This window comes from Pseudomonas sp. GW822-FHT07A10, assembly GCF_058798795.1.
Map to the genome: position 1 here is coordinate 158,799 of NZ_JBXAKV010000007.1, position 12,712 is coordinate 171,510.

The window sequence follows — 12,712 nt, forward strand, 5'->3', positions numbered from 1 at the left end:
GGACTGCGTTCGCCGACTGAAAAAAGGAGTCTGCCTGTGGCTATTCGCTATGGCAAAGGGCTGACAGGAGGTGCGGTTGTCGTCGCTCTTCTGGCCCTGCTGGTCCACTGGATTGGCATCAACACGATCGAACAGTACCGCGACGATTTGTTGTTTTACCTGCAAGCTCATCTGATTCTTGTCCTCGCTTCCATGCTGGCCGCCCTTGTTGTGGGCATACCCGCCGGTATCTTCCTCAGTCGCCCGACCATGGTTGGACGCGCCGAACGCTTCATGCAGATCTTCAACATCGGCAATACCGTGCCGCCGCTCGCCGTACTGGCCATCGCCCTGGGCATCCTCGGCATCGGCAGCGGTCCGGCAATCTTCGCTCTGTTCCTGGCTTCGCTGTTGCCGATCGTGCGCAACACCTATGAAGGGCTGAAAAACGTTCAGGGTTCGCTCAAGGAAGCCGCCGTCGGCATCGGCATGACCCCGACTCAGGTGCTATGCCGGGTCGAACTGCCGAACGCCGTGCCGATCATCATCGGTGGCGTGCGTGTGGCGCTGGCGATCAACGTCGGGACCGCACCGCTGGCGTTCCTGATAGGCGCCAACAGTCTGGGCAGCCTGATTTTCCCCGGCATCGCCCTGAACAATCAGCCGCAACTGCTGCTCGGCGCGGCCTGCACCGCCCTGCTGGCCTTGCTGCTCGACGGTCTGGTGACACTCGCCAGCCGCCTCTGGCTCGAACGCGGCCTGCGCCCGTCTTAAGCCTCGGCAAAGGAATTCTCATGAAGACATCAAGCTTTTTACTAGGCTGCGTTCTGCTGTTCGCAGGAATCGCCCAAGCCGCTGAAAAACCCGTGATCCGCATTGGCGCCCGGGTGTTCACCGAACAAACCCTGCTGGCGGAAATCACCTCCCAATACCTGCGCACCAAGGGTTACGACACCCAGGTAACCGGCGGCCTGGGCAGCAATCTGGCCCGCAGTGCTCACGAAAGCGGCCAACTGGACATGCTCTGGGAATACACCGGCGTCTCGCTGGTGGCTTACAACCATGTCACTGAAAAACTCGACAGCGCGCAGTCCTACGCCCGGGTGAAAGAACTCGACGAGAAAAAAGGCCTGATCTGGCTGACTCCGTCGAAATTCAGCAACACCTACGCCCTGGCCCTGCCGGAAAAAACCGCGAAGGCTTACCCGCAGATCAACACCATCAGCCAGTTGAACGAGGTGTTGCAAGCCGAGGCGAAGACTAATCACCTCGTCGCTTTGGACACCGAATTCGCCAACCGTTCCGACGGTCTGGGCGGCATGGTTGATCTCTATGGCATGAACCTGACCCGCAATAACATTCGCCAGATGGATGCCGGGCTGGTCTACACCGCCCTGCGCAACGGCCAGGTGTTCGCCGGCCTGGTCTACACCACCGACGGTCGCTTGAACGCCTTCAAACTCAAGTTGCTCGACGACGACAAGCATTACTTCCCCGATTACACCGCCGCGCCGGTGGTGCGCCAGGCCTACCTCGATGCCCACCCGAAACTCGCCGAAGAGCTCAAGCCACTGGCCGAACTGTTCGACGACACCACCATGCGCCAGCTCAACGCACGGGTCGATGTCGATCACGAAAGCCCTTCATCCGTTGCCGCCGATTTCCTGCGCCAGCATCCACTGCTGTCTGTTCAATAAGGCAGAGGAGAAAAAGACATGGAATTTCTCAACGCCTTTTCCCATCTCGATTGGCCGCTAGTGCTGCACCTGACTTGGCAGCACATCACCCTGGTTGGCATCGCGGTAACGCTGGCGATTCTGGTCGGCGTGCCGCTGGGCATCTTGATGACCCGCTTCCCGACATTGGCCGGCCCGTTGCAAGCCAGCGCCACGGTTTTGCTGACCGTGCCGTCGATTGCGCTATTCGGCCTGCTGTTGCCGTTCTATTCCAGGTTCGGCCAGGGCCTGGGCCCGATGCCGGCAATCACCGCCGTGTTTCTCTATTCGCTGCTGCCGATCATGCGTAACACCTACCTGGCGCTGACCGGCGTGGAACCCGGCATTCGCGAAGCCGCCCGGGGTATCGGCATGACCTTCGGTCAGCGCCTGCGCATGGTCGAACTGCCGATTGCCGTGCCGGTGATCCTCGCCGGTGTCCGCACCGCCGTAGTAATGAACATCGGCGTGATGACCATCGCCGCCACCATCGGCGCCGGTGGCCTCGGTGTACTCATCCTCGCTTCCATCAGCCGCAGCGACATGTCGATGCTGATCGTCGGCGCGGTGCTGGTCAGTCTCCTGGCCATCTTCGCCGACCTGCTTCTGCAATGGCTGCAACGCACGCTGACCCCAAAAGGACTCTTGAAATGATCGAGCTTCAAAACCTCAGCAAGACCTTCCAAAGCAACGGCAAAGATGTGAAAGCCGTGGACTCGGTGAGTCTGACCGTCAATGAAGGCGAGATCTGCGTGTTCCTCGGGCCATCGGGCTGCGGCAAGAGCACCACGCTGAAAATGATCAACCGGTTGATCAAACCGACTTCGGGCAAGATCCTGATCAACGGCGAAGACACCACCGACCTCGACGAAGTGACCCTGCGCCGCAACATCGGTTATGTGATCCAGCAGATCGGTCTGTTCCCGAACATGACCATCGAGGAAAACATCACCATCGTTCCGCGCCTGCTCGGCTGGGACAAACAGAAATGCCACGACCGCGCCCGCGAGTTGATGAGCATGATCAAGCTTGAACCCAAGCAATACCTGACTCGCTACCCCCGTGAATTGTCCGGCGGCCAACAACAGCGGATCGGTGTGATTCGTGCGTTGGCGGCGGATGCGCCGCTGTTGTTGATGGACGAACCGTTCGGCGCGGTCGACCCGATCAACCGCGAAATGATCCAGAACGAGTTCTTCGAAATGCAACGGGCGCTGAACAAGACCGTGATCATGGTCAGCCATGACATCGACGAAGCCATCAAGCTCGGTGACAAAATCGCGATTTTCCGCGCCGGCAAGCTGTTGCAGATCGACCACCCGGACACCTTGCTCGCGCATCCGGCGGACGATTTTGTCAGCAACTTCGTCGGCCAGGACAGCACGCTCAAACGCTTGCTGCTGGTGAAGGCTGAAGATGCGGCGGACAACGCGCCGTCGGTGAGCCCGGAAACCCCGGTGGCCGAAGCCTTGGAATTGATGGACGAACTGGACCGGCGCTACGTAGTGGTGACCTGTGCCGAGAACAAGGCCTTGGGCTACGTGCGCCGTCGCGACCTGCATCGCCAGACAGGCACCTGCGCGCAATACCTGCGCGAGTTCAACGCCACCGCGGCGTACGACGAGCATTTGCGCATCCTGCTGTCACGCATGTACGAGTTCAACCGCTCGTGGCTGCCGGTAATGGATGCGGAGCGGGTGTTTCTGGGGGAAGTGACTCAGGAATCGATTGCGGAATATTTGAGCTCCGGCAAGTCCCGTGGGGGCAAGACCAGCATTGTTTCACCGGCCGAGACTGCTGTCGCCTGATCTGACCCTGTGGCGAGGGGGCTTGCCCCCGTTGGGCCGCGAAGCGGCCCTGAAACCAGAGAACATAATTGTTCTGATATACCGAGTACTTTGGTTCTACGACTGCTACGCAGCCGAACGGGGGCAAGCCCCCTCGCCACAAAGGCAATGCAAATCCCTCCAAAACTCCTCATTCGGGGAACATCACACTGTCACGCAGGTCGGTTACATCAGTAGCTGTCAGGGACCGCACGACGGAAGCGTGCAAAAACGCGACATTTTTTGTTGATCTCAAGCCCCTCACGCCCTAAAGTTCGCGCCGAACGTCCATGCTGGAAACGATCCATCCGGCTCAAGTACTGACGACGAGACAGCAAGGCCAAGGGAAGCACCGCCTCCCATGGCCTTTTTGCTTTCGGCGACATGCCTTGGGAAGTAGGCGAACCAAAGTGGGGATACGGAGGGCGTTCATTTGCACCCATTGATAATTTCAGTTTGCCAGTAGGAGTTCCCAGCATGTCGATCAACGTCGAAGACTATTTCGCGCGCGAAACCTTCCAGAAAATGAAGGCCTTCGCCGACAAACAAGAAACCCCGTTCGTGGTGATCGACACCGCGATGATCGCCCAGGCTTATGACGACCTGCGTGCCGGTTTCGAATTTGCCAAGGTCTACTACGCGGTCAAGGCCAACCCGGCCGTGGAAATCATCGACCTGCTCAAAGAGAAAGGCTCGAGCTTCGACATCGCCTCGATCTATGAGCTGGACAAAGTGCTGAGCCGTGGCGTCAGCGCCGACCAGATCAGCTACGGCAACACCATCAAGAAGTCCAAAGACATTCGTTACTTCTACGAAAAAGGCGTTCGCCTGTACGCCACCGACTCCGAAGCCGACCTGCGCAACATCGCCAAGGCCGCTCCGGGCTCGAAAGTCTACGTGCGTATCCTGACTGAAGGCTCGACCACTGCCGACTGGCCTTTGTCGCGCAAGTTCGGCTGCCAGACCGACATGGCCATGGACCTGCTGATCCTCGCTCGTGACCTGGGCCTGGTGCCATACGGCATCTCGTTCCACGTCGGTTCGCAACAGCGCGACATCAGCGTCTGGGACGCGGCAATCGCCAAGGTCAAAGTGATCTTCGAACGCCTGAAAGAAGAAGACGGCATCCACCTGAAGCTGATCAACATGGGTGGCGGCTTCCCGGCCAACTACATCACCCGTACCAACAGCCTGGAAACCTACGCTGAAGAAATCATCCGTTTCCTGAAGGAAGACTTCGGCGACGACCTGCCGGAAATCATCCTGGAGCCGGGCCGTTCGCTGATTGCCAACGCCGGCATTCTGGTCAGCGAAGTGGTACTGGTGGCGCGTAAATCCCGTACCGCTGTAGAGCGTTGGGTGTACACGGATGTGGGCAAGTTCTCCGGCCTGATCGAAACCATGGACGAAGCCATCAAGTTCCCGATCTGGACCGAGAAGAAAGGCGAGATGGAAGAAGTGGTCATCGCCGGCCCGACCTGCGACAGCGCCGACATCATGTACGAAAACTACAAGTACGGTTTGCCGCTGAACCTGGCGATCGGTGATCGTTTGTACTGGCTGTCGACCGGCGCGTACACCACCAGCTACAGCGCCGTTGAGTTCAATGGCTTCCCGCCGCTGAAGTCGTTTTACGTTTAAAGGCCTTTGCAGGATTTAACCTGCCAGCGTGACAACTAAAAAGCCCATGACGAGTCATGGGCTTTTTTTTATTGGTTGAGCTTGCGCGACATCTTCATTAGCTGTCCAGACATCTCCTTGACCTCCACAAGCGACCTGTCAGTCATTGTCAGCCCCGTCCCTGAACGAGAAAGGGACCGCGCAGGGTGGTTAGCCTGTAACTCGGATCGCGCGTCGGCGAGAAAATATTGAAGTCGATAGCAAAAGTCAGTGAGATTATCCACGGCACTGTTAGCTCTGATACGCATGTTCTTCAATCGAGTAACGTGGTCGCGCGCTTGCTCTAGCCGCGCCTGTTCAGAATGTCCAAGTTCAGGATCGTATTGCATGCCTGGCAGCCCTAACTTTCGAATCGTGTAATACGCCTCGATTTTCGGTATCGGAGCGTCACAACTGCACAAGGCCAACGTCAAGGACTCGATAAACCGAACAAAAATGCTGTGCAATGTTTCACCAATTGCTGTGACCGCACTCCTAAACCTCATGATTGCGCTTTCACATTGATTCAGCCGATTCCAGAGTTCACGCATCAGGTCAATCACGTCCTTGGGAGGTGCATTCCCCCACCCCGAGGAACGGGTCAGACTGAACCCTTTGATATCGAGTGAATTGATCTTGAGTCGACGATCCACGAAGGTTTTGCTCAAGCTGTGAAACTCCTCAATAAACGTCCGAGTATCGAGTACCGCCTTCCCACTCACCTCACCCATCGTCGGTATCGCGATTCTAATGCCCTGCCAGGCATTCGTATTCCCCTTGGCTGTTTGTATCAGCATCCTGGAATTGGGCGGTGTCAATATCGCATGCTGCCGACTGTAAGATTCGGTAAAGCCTTGAATTTCCCTTAGCACTGGCGGGAGATTGTCTAAAAAATCTATGTACTCTTTGAGAGCGGTAAAGTTCCTCTCTTCCAACAGATAATCGCGCACCGAAAAAAAATCCTTAATACATTAAATAAAGATGCCAGCAAGCCGCGGCTTGCCAACATCACACAGCCGAACTTCAATCAACGATAGCTTGGCGTTATCATTGTGGCCGGTTGATTCAAGGATTAGGTTCGCAAAGCGGAGCAAGAAATAGCGTGAAGGCTTTAACCTCGTCTAAAAACTGCAACACGCGCTCATCAGCAGGAATAGAGTTGTTATCGACCGCCGCATTGAACTTATCAAACGCCACCACCGCCTTCTCATATTCAGCACAGTACAGCTTGTTCTGATCATCAATTAAATTGACAGTTTCGATGAATTCAACATTCTTTTTCGACGCTTCAATAAGCGTAACTTCAATAGCAATCTTGCCGAGTACCTCCGCAATTTTCGCGCTTAGCTTCTTGCTCTCCGCCAGCATAAAAGAAAAGCTGATGCCTTTAGCAATATCACCGATAGACTTTTGTAACTGCTCGACGGCAAACATGACCAATTGAATTTCCGAAGGCGCCATGCCCAGAGCTTTCAGTTTATCGATCGTCAGATTGATATTTTTACTCAGATCATCCAGTCCGTTTTTTTCGATTGCGCTAATAGCGTCAGAGACGACTTTCAGGTCAGCACGTCGCTTGGCCAGTTCCACCTGCAGATCTGTCTGGCGCTGCTCGGCAGTTTGAATGTCCTTATTTAGACCAGAAACAAAATCGAGCATCACGCGCCTATCAAAAACAATCGAGATATTACGGAGACTGTCTTTGCTCTTATTGGCGTTTTTCTTGACTGACTCAGACGCCTCTTTCATCGTTCCGTCAATCTCTTCCATGATGGAATTAATCGTCTCTTGATCCCCCCCATCACTGACTTCGCCTTCTAACTCGGATTTTAGCTCGCTCAGCGTCTTACGGGCTTTCTCAAGTTCATTCTTACTATTGAACGCCGATGATTGTAACGCACGCGCACTGATAAACACGTTATCGACCAAACTCGCGAAACTTTTATGCACATTAGGAAGGTACTGCCAAACAATAAACAAGGCATCAGCAATCGCACGATCGTCACGCATTTGGCTCTTGGTCTGCGACAACAACTTAAGATCGATGAGCGGATAACGCTCAAACACACCTGCAAAACTCTCAACCCTTCGAGCCATAACTTTCACTCCATATTTCGCCTGATACTCCTTGTCCGCTTGATCGAATACATCAATCAGCTGGCCCGCCACACTCTCCACTTCTTTCCAGGAATCGGCTACCTGTCCAAACTTCGTCATAAATCTCGCAAGTCGTAAGGCATCTTTTATTCCAGACATGGTTTCTTCGGAATCATTGACGTACGAATCGATGACGTTCCACACATACCTCAGATTATTTGTTGCTACTTCGGCATCAATAGCAACCAGCTTGGTATTCTGTAAATCCTTCTCGACCTCTTTCAACGAAGCCAGCGTTCTGTCCTTGCTATTGAGACTGAAAAGGTCAGCATCTTGTGCTTCATTTTCCGCACGTCTTGTAGCCCTTATGTTCTCAGCTTCCACACCGTGATAGATGGCCATACCCAGACCAAAAATGTTCAAGCCGGCCGCAGCCTCCAGGGATTTGACCACCAACGCCTTATATTGGGAGTCCAACTCGTCGATGCGCAGTGCTCGTTCGGTAATTTTTTTATTAAGCGCTTCAACCTCACCGGTGTACTTATTGTTTCCGATCAACACCAGTTTCCGCTTGACTTCAGGAATCACTACACTTTCAAGCTGATCGCCAAAGGTATCCAAATCAGCCTTAATATCATTGGCTGTCTTCTTATAAGCGTCAATCCTGTCACGAATGTCTTTCAGGTACTCACCCAGCTCCGAGACAGTACCCGGGTCCAATTCAATACCAGGAAAGACACCCTCCCAACCAAGTTTCAACTTATTAAAATCCTCCAGCGTTTTAACATTGTTCTCCTTAATCAATTTTACGGCGGCCTCATTATTGCACTCGGCCTCCATGCCGCTGCGCCAGCTCTGCATATTGGAGCCAAACTTTTTCAGGTCTTCGCCTGTTAGCATGATTCGATGCCGCAGTGGTGTCCATGAACTGGCATGCCTGCGTATATTCTGGAACGTCAACAGAAAATCCTGTGCCTTCAGCCCACGCCCCCCATCATCGTTAGGCCCATAATTCAGATAATCGATAACAGCATCCAGGGTTTCCGGAAACGCCAACCCGATGGCTACGTATTCTTTAAGGCTGATAATTTGCTCTTTGGTTAATATCAAACCGGTACTGCGAGTCATATTATCCACTCCCCCTATCGAGGCAAGTGCGAACGCTTTCGGTAACGCTACAGCCAACTCGGAAACTTTTTCATAGTCGGCATTTTTTAACGCTTCATCTCGTAACTTCTCATAACTCATGAATTCATTCCTTTGATTACTAGCTACGCACTCACTTACACGTGACATGCACCTGACATCAGGCCTTCCAATGGCCTGAAAAAAGACTAATTCAACTACCGAACGACTGTCAAAATATTCACATCAGCAAACCAATTAAAAACAATACCAATCAGAGTTTACAAATCCAGCACAATCCAATAACAGCTTATTAGAAAAACGACAAAAGCCTCACACGCCGAAGCGCCGTGAGGGTTGAACCAAACTCGGAAAACACTGCCTTGATTTAAAGACTCTGGATCAACAGCCGTCGCTCGAACTCTCGGACTTGTCCAGATAAGCTGCAGCCAGTTCAGTTAATCCGAACTGTCGCAACGTTTGTGCTGCGCCTCGTAGAAAACTCGGATTACCCGCCAATATCGCCTTATATAACCAGACCAAGGCTTGGTCGATTTGCCCCCTTTCGACCAAACAAGTGCCATAGCTGAATTGTCCACGGAAGTCGCCACCTTCTGCGGAACGACGATACCAATCGAAAGCATCGACAAGGCTGGCCTCACAAAACTGCCCTTCTTCCAAATAACGGCCGAGTAAATTCATAGACTTCGCGTGCCCCAGTTCGGCCGCCTGCCGATACAGCCTCAGCGCTTGCAACTGATCTTCCATCACCCCACGCCCCGTCGCCAGCAGGTTGGCGTAGTTGTACATCGCCCAATCCAGCCCGGCTTCGGCTGCGATCCAATAATGTCGCGCGGCTATCGAGGCATCGGCAACACAGCCCCAACCATGCTCATGACAACGACCGAGCATATTGCGCGCCATCAAGTGCCCGCGCTGAGCCGCAATCTCGAACCAGCGCCGCGCCAGCGGCTGATCCCGCTCGATACCCCGCCCGTCCAGCAAAATCTGTCCCAGCAAGGCCTGGGCATCCAGCACACCTTCACGGGCGGCGATCAGAATCGCCTGGGCTGCGCGCGCCGGGCTTTCCTCCAGCATGGCCTTGAGGCGATCACCGTCGAGGACTTCCTCGCGGCGCAATTGATAACTCATACCTCGACCCAGCGACGCAACAGGTTGTGGTAAGTACCGGTCAGGCGGATCAATGAAGGATGGTCGGGCAAGTCCTGGGTCAGCTGCTGAATTGCCCCGTCCATCTCGAACAGCAAAGCGCGCTGGCTGTCTTCACGCACCAGGCTTTGCGTCCAGAAAAACGATGCGTAGCGGGTTCCACGCGTGACGGCGTTGACCTTGTGCAGGCTGGTGCCGGGATACAGGACCATATCGCCGGCCGGCAATTTCACGCACTGAGTGCCGAAGGTGTCCTGGATTTCCAGTTCGCCACCGTCGTAATCCTCCGGCTCACTGAAGAACAGCGTCGCCGACAGGTCGGTGCGCACCCGCTCGATGCTGCCCTTGGGCTGACGCACGGCGTTGTCGATGTGGAAGTCGAAACTGCCACCGGCCGTGTAACAGTTCAGTAACGGAGGGAAGACCTTGTGCGGTAATGCCGCTGACATGAACTGCGGATTTTTCCACAACCGTTCGAGCATCGCCGCACCGATTTCCTTGGTCAACGGATGTCCTTCAGGCAGTTGCAGATTGTGCTTGGCCTTCGCCGACTGATAACCGGCGGTAATTTTGCCATCGGCCCAATCCGCCCGCGCCAGGGCCTCCCGAATGCGCTGCACTTCTTCTTTCGTGAACACGCCGGGAATGTGCAACAACATGGAAAGACACCTGAAAGCAAAGGGGCGTTAATAGTATTGATTCTTATTACACATGTAAAACCCAAGAGACGAATGAAACCGCAAAAACCGTAAAGGCAAATTGTAAAGAATGTAAATTCATCTCAAATGGCAACGTTTCGCAATTGATACAGATACGTATTTACTCTACATTCCGCGACCTCAAATCCTTGGGGAGGGGAATTCACATGTCACGCCAACAACCACAATCAACGGTCAGTTCACCGCGTTTGCTCGCGTCTGCAATTGGCGTGGCGATCACCGCCGGTTCTGCGGGCCACATGGTTTTCGCGGCCGAGAAGACCGACGAAAAAGCACCCGGCAATGCGATATCCCTGGACGCCACCAGCGTTGTAGGCGAGCAGGATGACACCTCCTACAAGACTGATACCTCGGCCTCCAAGAAGTACACCGCGCCACTGCGCGAGACGCCGAAAAGCATCACCGTGATCCCGCAACAAGTGATTCGCGACACCGGTGCCACCAGCCTGGTCGACGCCCTGCGCACCACCCCGGGCATCACCTTCGGTGCTGGTGAGGGCGGCAATCCGGCGGGCGATCGTCCGATCATTCGCGGCTTCAACGCCGAAAGCGATGTGTTCATCGACGGCATGCGCGACGTGGCGTCCCAGAGCCGCGAGATCTTCAACGTTGAGTCGATCGAGGTCAGTAAAGGCCCGGGGTCAGCCTTCACCGGCGCCGGTTCCACCGGTGGCAGCCTGAACCTGGTGAGCAAGACCGCCAAGCTGGGCAATGCCTACAACGGCGGCTTCACTTGGGGCTCGGACCAGACCAAGCGCACCACCCTCGACCTGAACCAGCAAATGACCGACACCTCGGCGTTCCGGCTGAACCTGATGAAGCACGAAGCCAACGTCGCCGGGCGTGATGCCGTGGACGTCAGTCGCTGGGGCGTGGCACCGTCCTTCGCCTTCGGCCTGGGCACCGACACCCGCTTGACCGTCGGCTACTACCACGTCGAAACCGACGACATGCCCGACTACGGTATCCCGCTGACCTTGAGCCCCAACCGCAGCAAGTACAACGTCGACAAGCCGGCCAACGTCAACCGGGACAACTTCTACGGTCTCACCGGTCGCGACTATCGCCAGACCAGCAACGACAGCGGCACGATCAAGCTCGAACACGATCTGAACGATAGCCTGACCGTGTCGAACAGCTTTCGCATGTCCCGTTCGACCCTGGACTACATCGTCACCAACCCTGACGACAGCAAGGGCAACGTGGCCAACGGCAGTGTCTACCGTGGCGCGAAGAGCCGTAACTCGACGTCCAGCGGCTGGATCAACCAGACCGACCTGAGTGCCAAATTCAACACCGGCGCCATCGAGCACAGCCTGGTAACCGGTCTGGAGTTTTCCTATCAGGACACCCACAACCGCCCGTACCTCCTGACCTCCAGCGCCAGCGGCACCCGGTGCAACCGTGCCCTGTTCAACTCCGGCGACTGCACCAGCCTGTATAACCCGACGCCTGGGGATAACTGGAACGGCACGATCACCGACAGCAAAGCCTTCACCGACACCGACACCAAGACCGCCGCGGCCTATGTGTTCGACACCCTGAAGTTCAACGAGCAATGGTCCCTGAACCTGGGCCTGCGTTATGACAACTACCAGGTCGAATCCAGCGGCTTCGCCAACGCCAGCAGCACGGCTCCAGCGGGCAGTTTCTCCCGTCAGAACACCAGCGACCTGGTGAACTACCAGATCGGCGTGGTCTACAACCCGCTGCCAAACGGCAGCATCTATGCCGCCTACTCGACGTCCAGCAACCCGGCCGGCGAAACCAGCGGCAACGGTGGCCTGGAACTGGCGGCGAACAACAGCAGTCTGGACCCGGAAAAGAACCGCAACTACGAGATCGGCACCAAGTGGGACTTCTTCGGTGACGACCTGTCGCTGACCGCTGCACTGTTCCGCACCGAGAAAACCAACGCGCGTATCAACGATCCGGACGGCGGCACCACCCAAGTGCTGGACGGCGAACAGCAGGTCAATGGCCTGGAACTGACCTACACCGGCAAGCTGACCCGTAACTGGCGAGTCTTCGGCGGCTACACCTACATGGACAGCGAAGTGGTCAAAACCACCCTCGCCGCCGATGAAGGCAACCGCATGCCAAGCACCCCACGGAACAACTTCACGTTCTGGTCGACCTACGACCTGGTGCCGGACAAGTTGACCGTCGGTGCCGGTGCGACCTTCGTCGATTCCCAGTTCGGCAACGTCGCCAACTCGGTGGAGATTCCGTCCTATTGGCGTTACGACGCGATGGCCAGCTACCGCCTGACCAAGAACGTCGACCTGCAACTCAACGTACAAAACCTGGCCGACAAGCGTTACTTCGACCAGGTATTCCAGACGCACTACGCCCACGTGGCGCCGGGCCGCACTGCCCTGCTGAGCGCCAACTTCCACTTCTGATAACAGAAGCGTGAAGA

The 12,712-nt window shown here is 55.5% G+C and carries 10 protein-coding genes; 6 read left to right on the forward strand and 4 right to left on the reverse strand.

Features of this window, described 5'->3' with window-relative positions:
* Positions 1 to 36 precede the first annotated feature (36 nt).
* From AC1RL4_RS14260 to AC1RL4_RS14280, 5 genes are all read left to right on the forward strand, one after another.
* Positions 37 to 753 (forward strand): ABC transporter permease, encoded by a 717-nt coding sequence (locus tag AC1RL4_RS14260; protein WP_018929511.1) that lies wholly within the window; start codon positions 37 to 39, stop codon positions 751 to 753.
* A 20-nt stretch (positions 754 to 773) separates the two neighbouring features.
* Positions 774 to 1,676 carry a glycine betaine ABC transporter substrate-binding protein gene (locus AC1RL4_RS14265; RefSeq protein WP_019582429.1) on the forward strand — a complete coding sequence of 301 codons (903 nt, stop codon included), beginning with the start codon at positions 774 to 776 and terminating at the stop codon, positions 1,674 to 1,676.
* An 18-nt stretch (positions 1,677 to 1,694) separates the two neighbouring features.
* A complete protein-coding gene (locus tag AC1RL4_RS14270) occupies positions 1,695 to 2,348 on the forward strand; it encodes an ABC transporter permease (protein ID WP_018929509.1) in 654 nt (217 codons plus the stop codon).
* Complete coding sequence (locus tag AC1RL4_RS14275) at positions 2,345 to 3,502, forward strand: osmoprotectant ABC transporter ATP-binding protein OsmV (protein WP_019582430.1); 1,158 nt, start codon at positions 2,345 to 2,347, stop codon at positions 3,500 to 3,502. The genes AC1RL4_RS14270 and AC1RL4_RS14275 overlap by 4 nt, the downstream gene beginning before the upstream one ends.
* 495 nt (positions 3,503 to 3,997) lie before the next feature.
* The gene (locus tag AC1RL4_RS14280) at positions 3,998 to 5,161 is read left to right on the forward strand and encodes a type III PLP-dependent enzyme (RefSeq protein WP_019582431.1); all 1,164 of its coding nucleotides are present in this window, start codon (positions 3,998 to 4,000) and stop codon (positions 5,159 to 5,161) included.
* A 68-nt stretch (positions 5,162 to 5,229) separates the two neighbouring features.
* Here the strand turns inward: AC1RL4_RS14280 and AC1RL4_RS14285 are convergent, their stop codons facing one another.
* The 4 genes from AC1RL4_RS14285 to AC1RL4_RS14300 all read right to left on the reverse strand — a co-directional run bounded on the left by AC1RL4_RS14285 (position 5,230) and on the right by AC1RL4_RS14300 (position 10,230).
* Positions 5,230 to 6,129, reverse strand: a complete 900-nt coding sequence (locus AC1RL4_RS14285) for a hypothetical protein (protein WP_019582432.1) — start codon at positions 6,127 to 6,129, stop codon at positions 5,230 to 5,232.
* A gap of 115 nt (positions 6,130 to 6,244) precedes the next feature.
* A complete protein-coding gene (locus AC1RL4_RS14290; protein ID WP_493119608.1) occupies positions 6,245 to 8,524 on the reverse strand; it encodes an alpha-xenorhabdolysin family binary toxin subunit A in 2,280 nt (759 codons plus the stop codon).
* A gap of 279 nt (positions 8,525 to 8,803) precedes the next feature.
* A complete protein-coding gene (locus AC1RL4_RS14295) occupies positions 8,804 to 9,553 on the reverse strand; it encodes a tetratricopeptide repeat protein (protein WP_096481129.1) in 750 nt (249 codons plus the stop codon).
* Positions 9,550 to 10,230 carry a Fe2+-dependent dioxygenase gene (locus AC1RL4_RS14300; RefSeq protein WP_096481131.1) on the reverse strand — a complete coding sequence of 227 codons (681 nt, stop codon included), beginning with the start codon at positions 10,228 to 10,230 and terminating at the stop codon, positions 9,550 to 9,552. Before AC1RL4_RS14300 ends, AC1RL4_RS14295 begins: the two co-directional genes overlap by 4 nt.
* A gap of 206 nt (positions 10,231 to 10,436) precedes the next feature.
* Between AC1RL4_RS14300 and AC1RL4_RS14305 the strand changes: the two genes are divergently transcribed.
* Positions 10,437 to 12,695 carry a TonB-dependent receptor gene (locus AC1RL4_RS14305; RefSeq protein ID WP_489078764.1) on the forward strand — a complete coding sequence of 753 codons (2,259 nt, stop codon included), beginning with the start codon at positions 10,437 to 10,439 and terminating at the stop codon, positions 12,693 to 12,695.
* Positions 12,696 to 12,712: the final 17 nt, after the last annotated feature.

Excerpts from the sequence above, each read along its gene's own strand:
- AC1RL4_RS14265 (WP_019582429.1), top strand. The coding sequence starts at position 774 with ATGAAGACATCAAGCTTTTTACTAGGCTGCGTTCTGCTGTTCGCAGGA.
- AC1RL4_RS14270 (WP_018929509.1), top strand. The coding sequence starts at position 1,695 with ATGGAATTTCTCAACGCCTTTTCCCATCTCGATTGGCCGCTAGTGCTG.
- AC1RL4_RS14275 (WP_019582430.1), top strand. The coding sequence starts at position 2,345 with ATGATCGAGCTTCAAAACCTCAGCAAGACCTTCCAAAGCAACGGCAAA.
- AC1RL4_RS14280 (WP_019582431.1), top strand. The coding sequence starts at position 3,998 with ATGTCGATCAACGTCGAAGACTATTTCGCGCGCGAAACCTTCCAGAAA.
- AC1RL4_RS14290 (WP_493119608.1), bottom strand. The coding sequence starts at position 8,524 with ATGAGTTATGAGAAGTTACGAGATGAAGCGTTAAAAAATGCCGACTAT.
- AC1RL4_RS14295 (WP_096481129.1), bottom strand. The coding sequence starts at position 9,553 with ATGAGTTATCAATTGCGCCGCGAGGAAGTCCTCGACGGTGATCGCCTC.
- AC1RL4_RS14300 (WP_096481131.1), bottom strand. The coding sequence starts at position 10,230 with ATGTTGTTGCACATTCCCGGCGTGTTCACGAAAGAAGAAGTGCAGCGC.
- AC1RL4_RS14305 (WP_489078764.1), top strand. The coding sequence starts at position 10,437 with ATGTCACGCCAACAACCACAATCAACGGTCAGTTCACCGCGTTTGCTC.